Origin of the sequence: Bacteroides sp. f07 (genome assembly GCF_042854785.1) — a bacterium.
In the GTDB taxonomy this organism is placed as follows: Bacteria; Bacteroidota; Bacteroidia; order Bacteroidales; family Bacteroidaceae; genus Bacteroides.
On record NZ_BAABXI010000001.1, the window covers coordinates 2,801,885 to 2,822,358 of the forward strand.

Consider the following 20,474-nt stretch of genomic DNA (forward strand, 5'->3'; position numbering starts at 1 on the left):
TTTCAAATGAGACGAACGGGCTTTGTTTGTAGACAAGATATGGGATTCAGACCTACTTGTGAAACAATAAAATTACGGTATAATTATAAAAGGTAGCAAAAAATCTACCAACCCCTTGCAAATAGTAGAACTTTTACTACCTTTGTTGTGTTGAAAAATAATTGATATGGTAAAGTCATCCGAATTTCATCGGCAGGGCACTAAAGAGATAGGAGAAGGATTAAGAAAGAAGATTATTAAGGATATGGAGCTTGAATAAAGCTCTCTCATTTTCTACCATATATTGATTTTGATGTTATAAATTTTGCTAACATGGGAAAAATAAAGGTTACTATTGAAAAAGGCGCTGACTTATTCGGTGCATGGGCTGAAAATATTCCAGGCATTTACGGCGAAGGCAATACCGTACAAGAAACTAAAGATAATATTTTGGCAGCCGTTGAATTATACAAAAAGTATAATGATGAGATTCCTGCGGAGTTGCAAGGTGATATGGATATAGAGTGGTTTTTTGATGTACAATCTTTCTTGCAGTATTATAGCGGCATCTTTACCAAAGCTGCTTTGGAAAGAATTACAGGTATTAATCAAAAACAATTAGGTCATTATGCCTCAGGGCTTAAAAAACCACGGAGAGCACAAGTGGAAAAGATTGAAAACGCACTACGGGGATTTATTAAAGATATGAGCATGATACACTTACTATAAAAGTATTTTAGTACATTTGAATGAATTGTTTAATTGGCTTCCAAACCTATGGAAGCCTTTTTATTTATCTCTTCACGGCACCAATAGCCAAACCTTTTCAATCCAAATGTTCTATATTTAAGATTACAGTAAAAAGCAGTTGCTCTAAAAAGAATGAAATACAGAATAAACTGTATAAATTAACGTGAGTTCGATATAATCAGAACATAGCCAGTTGCCCGTCATTTACAAATTTCACCTCAATGGCGGGTTTCTTTTCAAAGAAACAATAGGCTGCTATTGCTGACAATGCATTTGCTATGAAGTTATTAAATGAACGATGTCTGGAGTGTTCAATCTGTGCAATGTTCTTCAATTCGTCATTGACAGTTTCAATCAGAGCTCTCTTCCTAAGCAATATCTTATCAGCGATACTCATCAAGGAGTTCTTCATATTATTCTTGACCTTAGTAATCGTCTGTATACCATTAAGAAAGAGGTTCTCGAACAAAGTCTGACCGATATATCCCTTGTCCGCACACAATTTTCCCTTTATGTTTTCCAGAAACTTTCCTTGTTTCAATGGTTCCCTGTCATCCACATTGCCGGGAGTAAACATAAAATTGAGAATCTCTCCTTTATCATTGATTATCAGATGCAGCTTGAATCCGAAGAACCATCCCATAGAGCATCTTCCACGCTCGGCAAGTCCTTCGAAAGTCTTGTGAATCAATATTCGTTGGTTACGGCAGACACGGAAGGGAGTGGAATCGACAAAACTGATACCGGTACAACTGCCTAGCAGAACCTTTTTGATGAAAATGGTCAGAGGGAGAAGTATTTCTTTTTCCAGTTCCACAAAACGATTATAAGACACACATCGGGGAAACATTGGTATGTGAATATCCCAATTCACCACATTTGCAAGATAGTGTAGTTCATCAGGTTGTGTGAATACAGACAAATTGTTTAAGTCAATGTCTGGATTTCCAATAATGTAGTCATCCATATATTGTTTTACTTCATCTTTCATATTTTATTCATATTGACGATAATGGGTTGCAGCTTTCCGCCATTAGGCGGAACAAGTGCTTGTTAGTAGCATCATTCCATTTTATACATTTTTTTCTCCCAACCTTTTAATTCTTGAAGAACAGGTTTAGGATTTTGCAATATCTGATTTAGAAATTCTATAAAGTTAGGTGCTAATACTTCCGTTGCAGGTGTTTCGTAATCAAAGAGGACAATTGCACCTTCTTTATTCTCATTATCTGTCAATTTAAGAGCTATCACGCCATAATCAGAATATTGACCTATCGCAAAATACCCTTTATCAAGAATTTCCTCTTGCAGTTCCTTATTATTTTCAATTAGGATTTTATTCCATGAATGAATGGGCTTTGGATATAGACGAACATCTAAATCCCAAAACATTTCATAAAAGTGTTTATATTTCAAGTAGGTCTTGTATGAAAGCGGAAGGATAACATTTAATTTACTTTCTAATTTGGAAATATCCTCGTCTGAAATTTGATTATCTATCACTTTCCATACATGGTCTTTGTCCGTAATAATGTTCACCATATAATTAGTATGTTCCGGTTGAGTGACATATATCTTAACCGATTTCCCTTGAAGTATGCTATTATCTAACGAAGCCTGCATTTCAGGTTCTATGGGTTTCTCGTAAAAAGGAACATACATAAGATATTCTCTATGTTCTTTCACAAAGCCCAAGCATTCATCTACATATTTCTTTACTACTTCTTCCATACTATTTTGTTTTTTAAATTCGCTACTAATTGTTTTCAGCTAATTGTTTTCAGTATTTAGTTGTTTGTTAGACCGTTCCTAACTTATCATGTAACCCTGTTTGTGATAATATTGAATAGAAATTATCAAATTTCCCGATCAGTTCATTAAAAGATGCGAACTCATATCTTTCGGAGAATAAACAATTCCCTGTTTCGATACTAAGGATTTCCATAACACAAGAATTATCATCCCATAGTGTTACACGACCTAAATTAGTATCATTATCTATATCAACATACATACTATGTACATAATCCGTATTTTCATGTATTGTGTATGTACATGACTGATTATTAATCTGTTCTTTTATATAGGAAATGAATTTTCGTATCATATTATTTTATCGAGTAGGTCAGCCCTCTTTCGGGGGCTTTCCCCTCTAAGAACCGTACTTGATAGTTTCCCATCATACGGCTCAAGCATTTCTAAATTTAATTTTCATAAATTAAACCGGCTCAACTTACTTTCCTAAAAGTTTTCCCATTAGTCAGTTCTCGTTTCGCACAGAGTTTCCACGTAAGATATTCCTGCCATTGCGGGTCAAACGGATTGAGTTTTGCTTTGACCTTTCTATACCTTAAAATAGGGATGTCGGCTAATTGTTCCAACCTTATCCTTTCTTTGTTATCGGCTTTCTTGAAGTCTGTGGCGAACACCCAGTTTCTCTTCCCTTCCATTTTAAAATATCTCTCCTTTACCCATCGCCAAGTTTTCTTGTCATGTCTTCTGTGTGCCCACCTTTTGAGTTGTTTCACCAGTATGGTGTCCAGATCGCTGAACGTCTTCTTGGCGGATACAAATCTAAAGTAGTTGCCCCAACCTCTGAGTACCGGATTTAGTTTCCCGATCAAGTCCTCCTGTTTAGCGACTTTATTCTTGAAGACCACTTCATGCGTTTTCTCCACAAACCTCTTGATACTCTTCTTTGAGGGTTTAATCAATACGTTCCTTTTATATCTTCGTATGTTATATCCCAAGAAGTCGAACCCTTTAGTGATATGGGTTATCAACGTCTTCTCCTGCGAGAGTTCCAGTCCCCTGACGGCTAAAAAGTCTTTTAAGTCCTCCCTTATCTGTTCTAGCAGTTCCTTTGTGTCCGCTGAGACAACAAAATCATCCGCATAACGTATGAGATGAACTTTGGTACGGTAACGTTTACCGTTCACGTACCTTTCTCTGTACTTCATTAGCAACATCTTTTCCATTCCATCCAGTGTGGCGTTTGCAAGTGTTGGCGATATAATACCGCCTTGCGGTGTTCCAGCCGTTGTAGGAGTGAGCAACTTGTTAAAGATAGCTCCACATTTCAACCACTTTCTTAGTATCTGCTTGTCGATTGGTACATTATCTACAAGCCATTCATGGCTGATATTGTCGAAGCATCCTTTGATGTCTCCCTCCAATACCCACATCGGTGGGTTAGGTTGGTGGCTGAACAATATGTGTATCGCATCTATGGCATCTGCCGTACTCCTGTATCTTCTGAACCCGTATGAGTTCGGGTCAGCCATTGTTTCCATTACCGGTTCGAGTGCCATTAGATATAACGCCTGCATTGCCCTATCTTTCATGGTGGGTATGCCCAGCGGGCGTTTCTTGCCGTTGCTTTTGGCAATGTACACCCTTTTCAGTGGAAGTGGCTTGTAGCCCCTCCGTCTCAACGAAGCAACCGCTTCGAGTTTATGCGCTTGGGTAGTCCATTTGATTTGGTCTACCCAAGCGGTTCTTTTTCCTTTGTTGGAAGTAACCCGTTTTACCGCCAGCGCTTTTGCGGCAAACGAGGTAGTCAGGATACGCTGCAAGGCTTTCACCTTTGCGTATCTCTTTTCCTTTTGAGCCTTTACAATCCGAGCTTGAAGCTTCCGCACAGCGGTTTGAAGCTTGTTCCAGTCTATGCTGTTCCAAGCCCCTTTGGGTCTGCTCCTGTGTGAAGACGCACACTTTGTTTTCACTCCGTCCATTTGCTTTTCTCCATTTAAAAGTTCTTCCTTCATTTTGTAAAGAAACACCAGGCAGAAGTCAGCCTGCTTTCGCAGCGGGATAATGTCACCTTGCTTGTCACGCAGGCATTGGCTCAATCCCGTATCCTCCCTCATTACAAGGGTGGCATTCGCTTTTTCCACCATCTCATACCCGCATACCATTCGGCTTTACTTACGTTCGGCTTACCTGTCATTCATGGCAGGAGATATACGGGCTTACCAAGTTTCGCCCTCCAACTTACGGACGGATTAGGGTCTGTCCATCTGCCGACGGTGCTTTGTCCGTGTAACCCTCACCAAAAGAAAGGTTATCCGACCGTTTACCATTTTGGTCAAGGCTCGCCAGCATCTTGAGCCTTTCATTAGTCACGACAGTTCCCGACAGTTCAATTAATTTACCCATACCGTCCAGCTTAGCCCCTTAGTCGCCTGATGCTGGCGGCAGTTGATTCCCCTCACGGTTCTGTCTTCCCTTGCGGCGGGTTCGTTGTCGAACAGCTTCACACAACGTCATTGCTGGTGATGCATGTGTTCCAAGCTACTGCTGACGGAACAGCAGGTTCAGACAGCCTGTTTTCAACCCGTGAAATGGGTGCTGAACAATTAAGAGAGGCGACTTGCTTGTCGCACCTCAGTTGCTAATGGGTTGCAGCTAATCGCCATTTTAAGGCGATTGAGGTGCATGTTGTGTTTATTCCTTGCAATTTTAAGAATCTATTCAGTAGTAATATCAAAATCTTGTTTATTTCTCCATGCTATCCTAAGATAATCACCTCTTATTAAACCTTTATCACGGTAATATCTAACTATTTCAGAGGGCGACCAATCCTTGCCATTGGAAAATAATGTTCCGATTTCTATTAACTTTTGAAAAAGAACTGCACGCTTTTCAACATCATCAGTAGGCATAGAAATAGAATAGTATGGTTCTACTTTTTCAAATCCAAGACTGATAAGTTCATTCTTAAAATTGTCATTATTATTAGCTATCAATATATTATTTCCTGCCAATTCAATAGCAACGACTTTATCTTTTAATTTTTCATTCATCATATTAAACACTAATGTGTTTCAGCTAACTGCGTTTAGCTGTTTAGGTGATTGTTATGTGCCTTATTGTTCTCCTCTTCTATTTTCATAAGAAATATTTCTTGCAAATCGCCACTTATTATTTTACCGTTTAGAGTTAATTCAAAAAATCCTTCTTGTTCGGCAAAGGATGATACATTATCCAGTTTGGCAAAAACATTAGATAGGGTATCTGTCATAACTAAACGCACGAAAGTTTTTAGCTCTTTTCGCTGTTTTTCATTCAACTGGCTATATAACTCTTTACTATCATTCCAAGGCTCATAACCACCTTCTATTGATGGAGTATTTAGAGTGTTGAAATATCGACTTAAGTTATCCATTATTTCTTTTTTTAATGAATTGACAAATTCTACATCATTCATATTTTTCCATTTTTAAGTTGCACATAATGTCCGGCAGATAATCGACTATTAAGGTACTTTATCTGTTTGTTAGCAATCTAATTCATTTCCGTTTAATAATTCTATATCTCCTAATGCTTTATATTCCCTGTCCAAATCTTCTTTTGTGAATAGGTAATAATTGTCCTCAAATCTTGGCATATCATAGCCTTTTACAAAAGATAAGAAAGAGAATATTTCTGCATCTATATCTATACCTTGATTATCCTTGTTATCCAAAGCAAATAATAGATTATCAGCTTTCATCGAAATTCTATTTCTAATACCTTCTACATTATATTCTTCATTATCAGGTAACTCTTTAAGTATCTGATAGAAGTTTATTATCTGTTGTTTTACTTTCATTCATAATTTGTTTAGTGATTGCTAATGGGATGCAGCTTGCCGCTGTTAGGTGGCACAGGTGCTTGTTATAAGCTAATTTTCGTATTCAATCTTGTAATCTTCATATACATTGAATACAGTTTCACAATCAGATAAAATACTTTCAAGCAAAGGTTTGACCTCACTATTCCAATCCAACTTACCCAAACCTGCACCTATTTTCGGGAGCGACACAGTTTTAATACCTCTGCTTTCGCATACTTTTTTCAAGCGTTTCAAGCCTTTATTCAGATATGTAAGTTCTGCATGATACATATCCGGTTGTGTAGCGATGTAGATTATACCCGGAGAGAAACCTTTGATTTCTCCTATAAACATATCACCTGCTTGAAACTTGGTGTTTCGTGTGTACTTCTTAAAGAGTTTTTGGATTTCAGGGAATTGACTTGATAGCTTAAAGGCAAGCCCAGTTCCTAATCCTTCTTGTGAGCCAACAGCCACACCTTGCGCTATGTACTCATCTTTGCTTTGCAATATATCTCCCGAAATGTATTTTATCATATTGTTTCCGTTTTTCTGTTGCTTATAATAGGTTTGTGAATAACTGACCGTTAAGGCAGTTCATTCGCTTGTTACCAATATTTCAATCTCCACTTACCCAAATTGTGTTTTTATCTATTATCATAGGACGCAAATTCTTAACGAACTCTATTATAATTTTCATTGATTGTTTATCCGACGTCTTTATATAATCATTTGCCAAATTAATAAGTAATTCAAGATTTTGAGGTATCAATCTTGTATCTCCATATTCATCAATACTCAATCCTGTCTTTACATGAAACTGCAAGAAGACGGGTTGTAATATTCTCAATTCAACATCATTCAAAGCGAAGTGATGATTATTCATTGTATTGCTAAAATCTAACATTTCAATTATTTGTTTATTGGTAATGGTAGCTAACCGACCTTTACGGGGAGGTTAAGCCGCTTGTTACCTGCTTTTTCGAGTTATTACAATATCATCAAAACTTAATAGCAAAGACTGACCGTTTGGTCTATATTCCTTCCAATCTTCAATGTCGGGACTTTCATAATCCATCATTATATGATAAAAGGAGTAAAGACCGAAATTTTCTTGAGGTAAGTCCGGCAGACTATGTATGTCATAACATCCAACACCTTCCAATCCTTTTTCTTCAATCCGTTTTAACCATCCTAAAGCCTTATCTATTTGTTGAAGATAGGGAAGTTCCTGTTGATTGCCATGCTTCAAAGCATCAACAGTTTTTATTCGTTCTTTTTGTAATAACTCAATTATATCTTTCATTTTATTTATCGGATAGGTCGGAGGCATTGCTGCCCCTTTCCCCCCCCTAAGAACCGTACTTGATAGTTTCCCATCATACGGCTCAAGCATTTCTAAATTTAATTCTCATAAATTAAACCGGCTCAACTCGCTTTCCTTGAGGTCTTTCTCTTAGTCAGTTCTCATTTAGCACGGAGTTTCCACATCATATATTCCTGCCATTCGGGGGCGAACGGGTTCATTTCTGCTTTAACTTTCCTATACCTTAAAATAGGGATGTCGGCTAATTGTTCCAACCTTATCCTTTCTTTTTTATCGGCTTTCTTAGAGTCTGCGGCAAAGCCCCAGTTTCTACGCCCTTCCGTTTTGAAATATCTCTGTTTCACCCATCGGCGGCTTTTCTTGGGATGTCTTCTGCTTGCCCATCTCTTGAGTTGCCTTACCAAGATGGAGTCCAGATTGCTGAACGTCTTCTTGGCAGATACAAACCTAAAGTAGTTTCCCCATCCTCTCAGTACGGGATTGAGCTGCATAATCAAATCCCCCTGTTTGGCGGTCTTGTTCCCGAATATAACCTCGTGAGTCTTTTCCACAAATCTTTTCACGCTCTTCTTTGCGGGTTTTATCAATATGTTCTTTTTGTATCGGCGTATATTGTAACCCAAAAAGTCAAAGCCCTCGGTGATATGTGTAATCAGCGTTTTCTCCTCCGATAGTTCCAGCCCCCTGACGGCTAAGAAGTGTTTCAAGTCCTCTTTGACTTGTTCCAGCAGTTCCCTTGTGTCAGCTGATACGACAAAGTCATCCGCATAACGTACCAAATGGACTTTGGGGCGATATCGTTTTCCGTTCACGTATCTTTCCCTGTACTTCTTTAGCAACATCTTTTCCATTCCGTCCAACGTGGCGTTCGCCAACGTCGGCGATATAATGCCACCTTGCGGTGTCCCTGCCGTTGTGGGGGAGAGTAACTTGTTGAAGACCGCTCCGCATTTCAGCCACTTCTTTAATATCTGCTTGTCGATTTGTACATTATCCACAAGCCACTCGTGGCTGATGTTGTCAAAGCACCCTTTAATGTCTCCCTCCAGTACCCATTGTGGCGGGTTAGGCTGGTGGCTGAACATTATATGCAGCGCATCTATGGCGTCCGCTGTGCTTCTGTATCTTCTAAACCCGTATGAATTCGGGTCTGCGGTCGTTTCCGTCACAGGTTCGAGAGCCATCAGATATAATGCCTGCATTGCCCTGTCTTTCATGGTGGGTATGCCCAACGGGCGTTTCTTGCCATTGCTCTTGGCGATGTACACCCTTTTCAGTGGAAGTGGCTTATAGCCTCTCCGTTTTAACGAAGTTACTGCTTCGAGCTTTTGCGCTTGGGTAGTCCATTTTATATTGTCCACCCCTGCGGTTCGTTTCCCTTTATTGGAAGTGACACGTTTGACTGCCAGCGCTTTCGCAGCAAACGAGGTAGTCAAGATACGTTGCAAGGATTTTACCTTGTTGTATCTCTTTTCCTTTTGAGCCTTTACAATCCGTACCTGAAGCTTTCGCACAACAGCTTGTAGCTTGTCCCAGTCCATACTGTTCCAAGCTCCTTTCGGTCTGCCCCTGCGTGAAGATGCACACTGTGTTTTCACTTCGTTCATTTGCCTTTCTTCATTTAAAAGTTCTTCATTCGTTTTGTAAAGAAACACCAGACGGAAGTCTGCCTGTTTTCACAGTGGAATGATGTCGCTTCGCTATTTTATATTATGTATGGCTACGCTCAATTCCTATCCTCCCTCATTACAAGGGTGGCGTTCGCTTTCTCCATCCTCTCATACCCGCATACCGTTCGGCTTTACTTGCGTTCGGCTTACCTGCTGTTCATGGCAGGAGATATACGGGCTTACCAAGTTTCGCCCTCCAACTATCGCCCGGGTTAGAGCCCGTCCATCTGACGGCGGTGCTTTGTCCGTGTAACCCTCACAACAAGAAAGGTTATCCGACCGTTTACCATTTTGGTCAAGGCTCGCCAGCATCTTGAGCCTTTCATTAGTCACGACAGTTCCCGACAGTTCAATTAATTTACCCATACCGTCCAGCTTAGCCCCTTAGCCACCTGATGCTGGCGGCAGTTGATTCCCCTCGCGGTTCTATCTTCCCTTGTGGCGGGTTCGTTGTCGAACAGCTCCACACAACGTCATTGCTGGTGATGCATGTGTTCCAAGCTACTGCTGACGGAACAGTAGGTTCAGACAGCCTGTTTTCAACCCGTGAAATGGGTGCTGAACAATTAAGAGAGGCGACTTGCTTGTCGCACCATTGTTGCTAATGTCCAGCGGCTAACTGACTTTTCAGAAGTTAAGCCGTTTGTTATCAGTCATATTTTTATTCAGAGCTTTTATATTTACTATATTTCTCAATCCATCCCTCTTGAGAATATAATTCACCACACAATCCATCAGATATGTCAGCCAAAGATGTCACATCTTTTTCTGAATTAGAAATCTTCCAATCATCAATATCTTGTTCAAAAAAGAACAGAGTATTATGAATTGTGGAATCCACCATTTTATAGACTATTTGCCTTATGAGTTCTACATCTTCATTTTTAAGGTTATTTATGGCTTCATGTAGTTTCCGGTCAGATGTACTTTTCATGTGCCCTGAAACAGTTCCTTCAAAAACAAATAAGCTATTATCCCTTACGCTTTTGACGAAATCTTTTCCAAATTGATTTAGTATTTCTTTTGTTTCCATTTTATTTCTTTTTTGACTGATAATGTTTGGCAGCGTGCCGCTTTAAGCGGTGTGCTGTTTGTTAGCAACCTCTTTAATACTAACGTCTCCCAACACTACAATATAAGAGTTGAAGGTCATTCCATTCACTTCTTCTTCATCTCCGTCAGCCTTAACAAGACTTTTAAGAAGGCTTGAAACTGGAACTAATAATTGAGGATTGTCGGTCGATGATTTATACTTTGTATAAATCGCATTTATTTGATGGACTGTTCCTTGTAGAGTAAGTAGTCCGTCACTTGTTTCATAATGCGCATCGTAGATATATTCTATTGTTTGGGTGATGTCAGTTAATGTTTTATTAAAAGCAAAAACATCCCATTTAACCATATCGCCTATGCTGAATGGTTGACCGCAACATTGCATCTGCCATCCTTCATAAAGTACTGTACAATATGTTTTCATATCTTTTATTTTTATTGGTTGCTAATGGTTTGCAGCTAATCGCTTTCAGTACGATTAGCCACATGTTATCGGCATATTGATTATTTAATGATAGTCAAATCTCCATCTACAAATCCCACTGCGATATGTTCTACTTTAAAAAGTTTTAAATCAGTAAGATCCTTGATTAAATCTTTGAGGATAGGTGCAACAATTTCTAACACTTCTTCCCATTTTAGATTGCCTGAGATTTCAAAATCAGGACAACTCCTTTGAGTTGGTTCAAAACTTTCATCACATGCCCAATCTTCATCCTTTTCATCAAACCAAGTAGAGCCGACCATTTCTATGCCATAAGGTTCATAAAGATTAAAGCTCAAAGCCACAATATCAGAAGGCAATTCTTCTGTTTTATCAATATTGACAATCCATTTTTTGATAATTTCCTTTAAATCATTCGTTTTAGTATTCATTTTTCTTCCTATTAAAAATTAAACATTTTATTAAGCCGATAATGGTTTGTGAATAGCTGACCATTAGGGCAGTTCATTCACTTGTTATTCGCATATTATTCCTGTTGCCAATATGGGTGCAAAGCTGTTTCAGCTTTGAAATTCGGGATGTTAAATTCATAAATCCAATCAAGGCGAGTCCAAATGCCAGAGTTTTCACCGACCATAAGCATCCTTTCATTACAAAAAACAGCTTCCATTTCATAAGGGCGACGACCAATTTCAAAGTTCATAACTATAAACCGAACAGGGGATTTCTCTTGCTTTGGAATCACAATAGAATTGCATTGAAAAACCGATTTAGCTTGTTTACCTATGGACTTGTTGTTTTTACTCATTGCTTCAATAGCTTTCTTTGCGTTTCTTGATACCACCTTTGGATTGTAACCTGGACCATATTGGGGGTTGATATCAGCAGGCAATAAGTTCATTTGCCTTGATAGCTTTACAAGTCCCTCGATAATCATCTCTTTTATATTCATTGGGTTGATTTTACAAAACTCTTCCCATGCGGCAAGTTGTTTTTCTGTAGGAGAATTTTCATCCCCGACATCAAACCACGCAACAAAATCCCCGTCCAAAGAATTTATGTTAATTGAATGTTCGGTTTCATATAATCCAAGTTCTCCAATTCTCCAAAATTGGGGATTAAAACTTGATATGTTATTTATTGTTTTAGTCATTTTCTTTCCTTTGCGAATAACGTTATGCTAACAGCGGTCATTTAATGTTTCGCTGTTATTTTTTCTAAGTATTTTATTAAATCTCTTCTTCTAAAATATCGTCCAACGGACTTTTAATTTTGCTTTTGTAAGTGTCTGCAATATGGACGTACATCTCTGTTGTCTTAATATTTTCATGCCCCAACAGTTCTTTTATGATTTTCAAGTCCGTTCCTTGTTCTATTAAATGTGTAGCGAACGAATGGCGGAACAAGTGGGGATATACTCTTTTTGTTATACCTGCTTCATGGGCTATCTCTTTCAGTTTTTTGGAAACGATACTTTCAGAGAATTGTACTCCGGCTTCACGTTCAAAAAGCCACTTTTCCGACTGATATGCTATCCTATATTCTTCCAGTTTATTGATAAACGGTTTGGATAGCAGCGTATATCGGTCTTTCTTCCCCTTCCCCTTTCCCTGTCGCACATGTATCAGTGAACAGGAAATGTTTATATCATCCGGTTTTAAATTCAGCATTATGTTAATTCATTTTCTTATCTACTTAATGACAATATTGGGCAAATTTACGCTATTTCCTTCTATTCTCTATTCTGATTTTCATCACATACATTCTGATAACTCATCAATATCGGTATAACGTCCCTAAAATACGGTTTTATTTCATCACCCACAAAAAAGCTGTTAGTTTTTTCCTCTATCCTATAAAATAGTCTCTCTTGACTGGCAATTGCACAATGATCTGTTACATAATTCATAACTATACAATGATCAGTCTCCTATTCTCAGCATTTATAAATGCCACTATGAGATCATTGCCGTTCATCGATTTCACCTGATTGTCGAAATACCGATGAATAAGGAGATAGCGGGTGAAAGCAAGTGGTAAATTCAAGTAAAACTGAACATCAGCGGTTTCACCCTGTCTTTTCAAAATATCCCTTGAGCTAAAACAAATATCATTATAGCTAATCCGGATATGCTTATAGCTAATCGAAATATGCTAATAGCAAATCCGCTGTCAGGTATTAATAGATAATCCATCAGGATCTATATATCCAACACATTGAATCTATATACTTACCGCATTGAATCTATATATTCAGCACGGTGGCTCTATATGTCCAGCAATCGGTATAAATAAATTTGAAAGGTGAAAGCAATAACGGGAGATTTCACCTTAATTTTCTCTACGCTTTCACCCGCTATCTGCTTATTCATCGATGTTTCAGAGATAAGGTGAAACAGGTGGAATTTATAAGTCAAAAGTTCATGTTATACTTATGTGAATCAGTAATTAATTTGATACCTTCGGTTTACCTCTACTGATTATTAAAGATAAAACAACTTTTGTTTCTTCTCTCATTCCCCTGCATTTTCACAATTCCGCGACAAAGAACAAACTCATTTTCTTCTTGGTTTATCATGGATATTGAATAAGAAAAACATAACAGAATAAGCAATAATTCATAATTAGCCTATCCAAATGAGAAATATAAACGATAAATGATTACTATTTACTCTACAAATCCACTCATTTCCTACTATAAAACCAGAGTAATCGCAACAAAACAGATTTCGATATATAGGTCAAAAAAAATCCTTTTTTAGTTGGCTATACAAAATTATCTTCAAAAAGACTACAATACGACAATCAATCCTATGACAGTCAATGCCGTATATACACAGTTGATATAAAAGGCAACCATTAATAACCGGGGGATATATTCCGGATTCTTGAATAAGGATGAAGCCTGACTGACCAACAAAGAAAGGAAAAGTACAAGACTAAAAATGACCTGGCTTATCAGCAACCATACCGGATATTCCGGTATAGAAGATACTGCCCATGTCTGAAGCAAAGGAGTAATGTTTTGCAAAAAGACATGAGCGGCAAAATAACTCAAAGAAGGTACAACTTCCTTTTTCTGCCGCAGAAGTGCATTTATTGCATAAATACCCATTCGAATTTGTCCCACCAGTATGGAAAGTTGAAAAAAGTAGAAAATCCAAGATATTGGATTTTCCGTGATTCTATCGGTTACGAAGTAATCATAAAAACAGAGTGAGGACACGCAGCTTATTGCTATAAGTCCGGCACAAATAAATGAAGCACTTCTTTTATTCATAACTTGCAGTATTCATCTCTACTTTACAATATATCTCCCCAAGCAGGCTTAACCGTTAAGGAAAAAATCCGGTTTTGTCTTTATCGGTTATTTCCCGAATTACCTTACAAGGGACTCCTGCGGCAATTACATTTTCCGGAATATCCTTGGTTATCACACTCCCTGCACCAATCACCGAATTCTGTCCGATAGTAACGCCACCCATAATATGAACTCCAGCACCAATCCATACATTATCTCCAATAGTTATCGGACGGGCATAACATCCGCCCATGACACGTTCCTGCGGGTCGAGTGCATGATTTGCCGTGTACAGCCCTACTCGTGGACCAAACAACACATTATCGCCTATCGTAATATGATTCCCGTCCAACATGATACAATCAAAATTAGCGAAGAAATTATTCCCGATACTTATATTAAATCCGAATTCACACCGGAAGTTGGGTTCAAAGTGAACACTATCGCCGATATGTTTCAACAGTTTTCCCAATAACGCTTCACGGATTTCTTTAGGTTTCCCATATGTAGCATTGTATTCATTAGTCAGAAAGACTGCCTGCTCCCTTCTCTGAACCAGTTCCGCAGACAAATCATTATACATTTCTCCTGAAAGCATTCTTTCACTCAATTTTTTATTTTCCATATATGTCATGGCGTTTTCTTAAAGTCCCTTTGTTATCACCGGAAGTCCGAAGAAGCCTTTCTGTAAAGTCAGTGTCTTTGTTTTGCCTGTCCGTGTCTTATTATAAGTAGAAAGTGATACGTGCAACGTTTCCACCGTCCCATTCTCAAAAGCCACTTGCAGATAGTATTCCTTACGCACACCATCCGACACATAACGCCGTCTACCTACCCTGCGTGTTTTCTTATGCGTCTCCTGATACTTCTTCTGCACAATAACTTTTTCTTCCTGCGTCGAAGCAGGATCCGCCAGGCAATAATTGCCCACAAGGAACAGTGCATAACTGACAGCCCCCACACAAATCACATGAGAAAGCAGATTGAGTATTTTATCTTCCCCCGCCGTCAGCCATGCCCACTTTTTATAAAGGGGAATTGTAAGAGCAGCTATCATCAAAGCCACTCCGACAGGTATCCACCAATCGGCCAACGTATCTTCATAAACAATATAGCCGACGGCACACGAAATAATAACTATAAAAAGCATCAGTACACGAAGTACCTTAATAAATACAGATTTCATGATATTGCAGTATTAACTCTGCAAATATACGGAATTAGTCAGATAAAAGAGAAAGTCGCGCCATCAAATAGCAAACGGTGGATTCCGCTCCCTGGTTCAAATTGATATTATTTTCTTCCAGTCCGTCATAACATCCACCGGTAGCCGGATTGTAAACAATCTGGTGCAAATGATTATTTCCCAGAAACCAGTTGAAAGCATCTCTTTGCATACGAAGATATTTTTCTTCCTTAAAAACCTGATAAAACGTTTTCAAAGCAATCACCATCCCCGCCACATCCACGGGCTGTTCGCCAAATCCATGGCTGCTCTTCCCTTTATGCATCCATCCCTGATTGGAAACCACCTGAATACGATTCCCTACAAATACTTTCTTCAACAGGAACTCGAAAGATTCATGAGCTATTTCTTTATACTCTTCCCTGCCGATAGCCAAATGAGCCAATAACATAGCTTCCGGCAAGATAGCGTTATCATAAGTGAGATACGTCTCAAACCATCGCCAATGAGCTTCCGCCGTCCGACGATATATCTGAGCCAGTTTGTTAGCCAACAGCCAAATGCACGCATCAGTCTGCGCCGAAGGACATTCGCGGCTATAATAATAGAAGCCTTTAAGCATAAAAGCGATACTGCGGGGAGACTCTATCCGGTCGAACCGTTGGAAGGTACGTTTGAGAACAGCTTCAGCCTCTTCCTTCCACGGGGCGGGAAAATGTCCGGCACAAGAAATAAAATATCCCAAAGCACAAACAGCACGTCCATTACTATCATCCAGCCCCACTTCCTGATTTTGTGAGGTGAATATTCCATCTTTATCTACATAATTCAGAAAAGAACCGTCCGGCTGCTGACAGTAACGGATAAAGTTCAGATAGGTCTTGACATATCGTTCTTTCACTTTTCCCTGTCCCGTAGCAACCATCTGACACATCGCCATTAACGCACGTGCCGTATCATCCAATGTATATCCGGTGGAACTGTCCGGACGATTTCCCTTCGAAAACTGGATAATACCCCACTGCCGGCTCATGCGCCGGATATGATAGGTGTCTATGGGAGGCAGGGAGTAAATCAGTTCGTCTTCGACCCTACCTGTTTTCTGGAAAAGACAGGCATAGGCAATAGCCACATTCTCCCAAGCTGTAGCTGCTGTCTTCTGCAAGCCGACAAGTTTCATCTTAGTCCGCAGCTTTTCATCGGCAAGCAGATGATTGGCAGCTTCGGACAATTGCGCAGAATTCTTAAAGTCGAAGATAATACCGGAATCATCACTCAACAATTCCAACGCATGAGGAATAGGAGTAGCTATAATCGGACATCCGCAACTCAGCGCATATACAAATGTACCGCTCACGGCCTGATTCGGGTCGCTTGAAGTAAAAAGATACACATCCGTCAACTGCAAATATTCCAATAAGACAGGAAGTTCAAGATATTGATTGATAAAGAGCACATATTCTTCCAGATGCAACTCCTTTATTTTCGCTTCCAGGAAGTTACGATACTTCTCTCCTTCCTGTTTCAGCACTCCCGGATGCGTTTTGCCGATAATAAGAAATATCACGGAAGGATTGGCTTCCACAATAGCCGGTAAGGCATCCAAAGTGGTCTCAATACTTTTGCCGGGACTAAGCAGGCCAAAAGTGGAAAGCACGCGTCTGCCCGACAGTTGATAGAAATCTTTTAGTTTGCTCTTGTCTCTGAACGACACTAAATGGGTTCCGTGAGGAATCACCGTGATTTTATCTTCATCCACCTGATAATCCCGCAGGAGAATCTCGCGGGAGTTTTGCGTCATCACTACCAGATTGGCACAAGCTGCCATCATTCTTCCCACACTCCGGTACAGGGCGGGGGAAGGTTGCGATAGTACCGTATGAAAGACAAGAATCACAGGTTTGAGAAGTTGCTGCAACATTTGCAGAAAGGCTTCTTCCTGCGCTGCATATAGCCCGAATTCGTGCTGTACAAGCACCATTTTAACTTCAGAATTTTCATTCAATTGCCTGGTCAAAGCAGCATAGGCAGAAACATCCGAAGTATTAAGAACGTATTCCACATCTTCCGTATACGTGTGTTGTTCCGTGTCGGACTCCACCGCACATATCTTTATAGAGTAAGAATCTCCAAACTTTGACAGGATAGCCCGGATTAAGTCCTGGGCAAAAGTGGCTATGCCACATTCACGAGGAGGATAAGTAGTAATACATATTATTTTTCTCATTTGATTTGTTTTATTAATTCATCCAATAACTCTGTCAGTTGTACTGACACGCAAGCCACATATTTGTCGGCTGCTCCATAATAGATGTAGAGAGTGTCGCCAAACAAGGCAGTGCCCGTGGGGAAACAAACTCTGTTGACTACGCCGGACAGTTCATATTCTGTCGCAGGCGTGAACAACGGATAAGGCAAACGGGATATTTCAATAGCCGGATTGTCTATATCCAACAAAGCCGCGCAAGCGGAATAAACATAACCGGAAGGAGTATCATACACACTGTGATAAATCAGCAGCCACCCCACGCCCGTCTCTATCGGGGGACATCCGGCTCCGATGTAACTCGACTCATGGTCGTGATAGGGAGCCAGCAGGATACGTTTGGCAAAATTCTGATAGTATCTTTTCCAGAACTCTTTCGTCAGCATATCAAGACGTTCTACCGCCACATACTGGATATCAGGACGGATACGATGCATAAAGTAAAACTTCCCATTGATTTTACGGGGAAAGAATACTACATTCTTATCCATCATATAAAGCGGATGTCCTTTCTCATTTGTCGCTTCCCGCTTATTGCCGGAACGGAAATACTTGCTGATGATAGCCTGTTGGGTACGAAGCATTTCCCGGAATTGCGGATAGGTTATCTGGGAAGTAATAATGCCCTTTTTCTCGAAATGCCTCAAATCGGAAGAAACTGCCAAGGCTCCCACAGCACTATATCCATCATAGGCTGTATAAGTGAGATAATAGAGGTCTTCTATTTTCACAATTCGGGGGTCTTCCACTCCTTGGCACTCATAATCAAACTCGGAAGCCAACAGGGGAACCGTATCCCTCTCTACTACAGTCAAAGGGCCTTCAAGCCGGCAATAACCGATGGATGAATAATTTCCTTTTTTTACTGCACGATAAAACATATGCACCGTATTTCCTTCGGCAATCACCGCCGGATTCATCACACCTTCGTTTTCAAACTCAAGTGAAGTACCTTCCAAAATAATACCTTCTCTTTTTACTCGCACCATTATGCCTTGGGTATTATGCTCATTCCTTTGTCACTCTTACTCTGCTTTTCTCTCTGATAATCAGTCAGTACTTTAATCTTCTTGTCCGATTTTCCTTTCTTTGCTTCTCTTTTTTTCTCTTGACCTTTCATAATTCATTTCTTTTTTAGGATAGTTTATATTCGGGGATAAAATAGACGGGATTTCCTTTCTTGCAAGTTACGGTATTAATTCCCGGAAATACGACAAACTTCTGATTATTATTCTTTTATAACAGTAAAGGACATTAAGCAGAAAGACAAGACATAGAAAAGGCAACTAATCCATAATTTGAAGTAGTTGCCTTTAATTAAAAATTGCAGAAGTATTATATTTCTTATTTCATACTATCATAAAGTGCTTTTGCTTCCGCTGCCGTGAATGCACGGTTATACACCAGATAATCATCTATATAGCCATCCATAAAGTTTTCATAAGAACGAGAACCCTCTGCTCCTCTATACATTGCACCGATAAAATAAGGTTTCCGGTCAATAGGTTTCAAGCCTTTATTGAGTGCTTCCGCTTCTTTTACCCCGTCAATATACAAATAAGTGCTTCCATTGGCATGCACACATACATAATGATGCCACTCTCCATCCGTCATAGCTTTTGTCTTATAATCGGTCCAGTTTCCGGAAAGACCTGTATACTCAATGACGTATCTTATGAACGGATTGGACTTCTGAAACCTGAACCAAGTCTGCTTATTCTTTCCATCTGCACTGGCATTAGGACCAGATCCATGCTGGAATACACCTATATTAGTAGCTGTCTTATTCGATGTTTTCACCCAGAAAGAGGTAGTCACCGGAGTGGCCTGGAAGTCTAATGCATCATTATCCGGCAACGACAAGAAAGCATAATTCTGATTATCCTTACTTCTGAACTCGGCACAAGTAAATCCTTCCTTACGGGCAGGTGCATTAAAGTTGACATCCATATTATCTCCCAGTTTAAGAACTTCCGGATGAATGCCATTAGGACCCATATCTTTACTGTCACCCTCAAACGGATAGAAAAGAACAATATCTTTACCAGGCAATACAGTGATATATCCTTCCTGCTCGGCTGTAGAAGTATTCATATCATTAGAAGCGACTAAAGTAACTTTATACCTACCGGCAGTTGAATAAGCGACAGTCGGATTCTGCTCATTGGAAGTAGAGGGCGTTCCACCTTCAAATGTCCAGTTCCAGTGAGTAGGACGTCCCAAGCTGGCATCTTTGAATGATACGGTTTCACCTTCTATAACCATACACCGGTCTGCCGTGACGTCTGCCGCTACTGAGTTCTTATCAATAATATTCAGATAGTTCTCTTTTGTAAGCGTAGCCGTCGTCTTGGGATTAGTAACGGTCAACTTCACAGAGTAGACTCCCGGTTCAAATACCAGACTCGGATTCTGTTCTGTCGATGTAACGGTACGACCTTCTGTAGGAATAAATTCCCACAACCAGGTAGACGGGAAGCCTATGGACAAATCCGTGAAACCAATAGTCTCATCACTCAATGCCTGGGTTTTATTGGATTTAAAAGCTACAGTAATTTCATCAGGATAGACAACAGTTATATATTGCTGTATCTCTGTTTCTGCATTGTCAGTCCCCCGGCCTACTCTTAATTTCACGGTATAAGTTCCCGGATAATTATATACAATTTCCGGGCTGAACAAGTTAGACACACTGGGTTCACCACCCTCAAAAGCCCAGTCCCATCGTACAGGCTCTCCGGCAGACTTATCCATAAAACAGACCTTCTCCCCGGCAGATATGGTTTGCTTGTCTGAAATAAAATCTGCATTCAACAGTACTTGTTCTTCGTCTTTGCAGGCATAAAAGCCCCCTACACATACGAGCAAGAAATATATTATCTTTTTCATATCAATCTATTT

Annotated in this window: 22 protein-coding genes and 1 pseudogene; 1 reads left to right on the top strand and 22 read right to left on the bottom strand. The window is 39.7% G+C overall.

Annotated elements, in window-relative coordinates:
- Window positions 1–312: 312 nt before the first annotated feature.
- Entirely contained in the window at window positions 313–708 is a 396-nt protein-coding gene (locus ACGHVY_RS11630; protein ID WP_390599172.1) for a type II toxin-antitoxin system HicB family antitoxin, read from the top strand.
- 199 nt (window positions 709–907) lie between these two features.
- On the opposite strand, the gene ACGHVY_RS11635 is transcribed toward ACGHVY_RS11630, so the two are convergent.
- From ACGHVY_RS11635 to ACGHVY_RS11740, 22 genes and pseudogenes are all read right to left on the bottom strand, one after another.
- Entirely contained in the window at window positions 908–1,720 is an 813-nt protein-coding gene (locus tag ACGHVY_RS11635; protein ID WP_390599174.1) for an IS982 family transposase, read from the bottom strand.
- A 71-nt stretch (window positions 1,721–1,791) separates the two neighbouring features.
- Window positions 1,792–2,460, bottom strand: a complete 669-nt coding sequence (locus ACGHVY_RS11640) for an SMI1/KNR4 family protein (protein WP_390599176.1) — start codon at window positions 2,458–2,460, stop codon at window positions 1,792–1,794.
- Between the two features lie 497 nt (window positions 2,461–2,957).
- Window positions 2,958–4,646 carry a group II intron reverse transcriptase/maturase gene (gene ltrA, locus ACGHVY_RS11645; protein ID WP_390599178.1) on the bottom strand — a complete coding sequence of 563 codons (1,689 nt, stop codon included), beginning with the start codon at window positions 4,644–4,646 and terminating at the stop codon, window positions 2,958–2,960.
- Window positions 4,647–4,722: 76 nt separating this feature from the next.
- Window positions 4,723–4,887, bottom strand: a complete 165-nt coding sequence (locus ACGHVY_RS11650; protein WP_390599180.1) for a hypothetical protein — start codon at window positions 4,885–4,887, stop codon at window positions 4,723–4,725.
- Window positions 4,888–5,198: 311 nt separating this feature from the next.
- Complete coding sequence (locus tag ACGHVY_RS11655) at window positions 5,199–5,537, bottom strand: hypothetical protein (protein ID WP_390599182.1); 339 nt, start codon at window positions 5,535–5,537, stop codon at window positions 5,199–5,201.
- Between the two features lie 32 nt (window positions 5,538–5,569).
- Window positions 5,570–5,938 carry a hypothetical protein gene (locus ACGHVY_RS11660; RefSeq protein WP_390599183.1) on the bottom strand — a complete coding sequence of 123 codons (369 nt, stop codon included), beginning with the start codon at window positions 5,936–5,938 and terminating at the stop codon, window positions 5,570–5,572.
- Between the two features lie 69 nt (window positions 5,939–6,007).
- Window positions 6,008–6,322, bottom strand: coding sequence for a hypothetical protein (locus tag ACGHVY_RS11665; RefSeq protein WP_008761633.1), 315 nt, complete (start codon window positions 6,320–6,322; stop codon window positions 6,008–6,010).
- Window positions 6,323–6,394: 72 nt separating this feature from the next.
- Window positions 6,395–6,862: a macro domain-containing protein gene (locus ACGHVY_RS11670; protein ID WP_044299318.1), complete on the bottom strand. Its 468-nt coding sequence runs from the start codon at window positions 6,860–6,862 to the stop codon at window positions 6,395–6,397.
- A 433-nt stretch (window positions 6,863–7,295) separates the two neighbouring features.
- Window positions 7,296–7,631, bottom strand: coding sequence for a hypothetical protein (locus tag ACGHVY_RS11675; protein ID WP_390599184.1), 336 nt, complete (start codon window positions 7,629–7,631; stop codon window positions 7,296–7,298).
- Between the two features lie 161 nt (window positions 7,632–7,792).
- Window positions 7,793–9,259, bottom strand: a complete 1,467-nt coding sequence (gene ltrA / locus ACGHVY_RS11680; protein ID WP_390599185.1) for a group II intron reverse transcriptase/maturase — start codon at window positions 9,257–9,259, stop codon at window positions 7,793–7,795.
- Between the two features lie 724 nt (window positions 9,260–9,983).
- On the bottom strand, window positions 9,984–10,355 hold the full coding sequence (locus ACGHVY_RS11685; protein ID WP_390599186.1) for a hypothetical protein: 372 nt from the start codon (window positions 10,353–10,355) through the stop codon (window positions 9,984–9,986).
- 42 nt (window positions 10,356–10,397) lie between these two features.
- Window positions 10,398–10,799: a DUF6578 domain-containing protein gene (locus ACGHVY_RS11690; protein WP_390599188.1), complete on the bottom strand. Its 402-nt coding sequence runs from the start codon at window positions 10,797–10,799 to the stop codon at window positions 10,398–10,400.
- A gap of 80 nt (window positions 10,800–10,879) precedes the next feature.
- The gene (locus ACGHVY_RS11695) at window positions 10,880–11,251 is read right to left on the bottom strand and encodes a hypothetical protein (RefSeq protein WP_390599190.1); all 372 of its coding nucleotides are present in this window, start codon (window positions 11,249–11,251) and stop codon (window positions 10,880–10,882) included.
- 95 nt (window positions 11,252–11,346) lie between these two features.
- Window positions 11,347–11,973, bottom strand: coding sequence for a hypothetical protein (locus ACGHVY_RS11700; RefSeq protein ID WP_390599192.1), 627 nt, complete (start codon window positions 11,971–11,973; stop codon window positions 11,347–11,349).
- Between the two features lie 76 nt (window positions 11,974–12,049).
- Window positions 12,050–12,499, bottom strand: a pseudogene (locus tag ACGHVY_RS11705) (tyrosine-type recombinase/integrase); the annotation flags it as partial.
- Window positions 12,500–13,611: 1,112 nt separating this feature from the next.
- Window positions 13,612–14,100, bottom strand: a complete 489-nt coding sequence (locus tag ACGHVY_RS11710) for a hypothetical protein (RefSeq protein WP_390599193.1) — start codon at window positions 14,098–14,100, stop codon at window positions 13,612–13,614.
- Window positions 14,101–14,155: 55 nt separating this feature from the next.
- Window positions 14,156–14,746: a sugar O-acetyltransferase gene (locus tag ACGHVY_RS11715; RefSeq protein ID WP_390599195.1), complete on the bottom strand. Its 591-nt coding sequence runs from the start codon at window positions 14,744–14,746 to the stop codon at window positions 14,156–14,158.
- 18 nt (window positions 14,747–14,764) lie between these two features.
- Window positions 14,765–15,307: a hypothetical protein gene (locus ACGHVY_RS11720; protein WP_308744716.1), complete on the bottom strand. Its 543-nt coding sequence runs from the start codon at window positions 15,305–15,307 to the stop codon at window positions 14,765–14,767.
- Between the two features lie 34 nt (window positions 15,308–15,341).
- Window positions 15,342–17,534, bottom strand: coding sequence for a glycosyltransferase (locus tag ACGHVY_RS11725; RefSeq protein ID WP_390599197.1), 2,193 nt, complete (start codon window positions 17,532–17,534; stop codon window positions 15,342–15,344).
- Window positions 17,531–18,562, bottom strand: coding sequence for a pesticidal protein Cry7Aa (locus ACGHVY_RS11730; RefSeq protein ID WP_390599199.1), 1,032 nt, complete (start codon window positions 18,560–18,562; stop codon window positions 17,531–17,533). The genes ACGHVY_RS11725 and ACGHVY_RS11730 overlap by 4 nt, the downstream gene beginning before the upstream one ends.
- On the bottom strand, window positions 18,562–18,693 hold the full coding sequence (locus ACGHVY_RS11735; protein WP_308744713.1) for a hypothetical protein: 132 nt from the start codon (window positions 18,691–18,693) through the stop codon (window positions 18,562–18,564). Before ACGHVY_RS11735 ends, ACGHVY_RS11730 begins: the two co-directional genes overlap by 1 nt.
- A gap of 224 nt (window positions 18,694–18,917) precedes the next feature.
- Window positions 18,918–20,462, bottom strand: a complete 1,545-nt coding sequence (locus ACGHVY_RS11740; protein WP_390599200.1) for a PKD domain-containing protein — start codon at window positions 20,460–20,462, stop codon at window positions 18,918–18,920.
- Window positions 20,463–20,474: the final 12 nt, after the last annotated feature.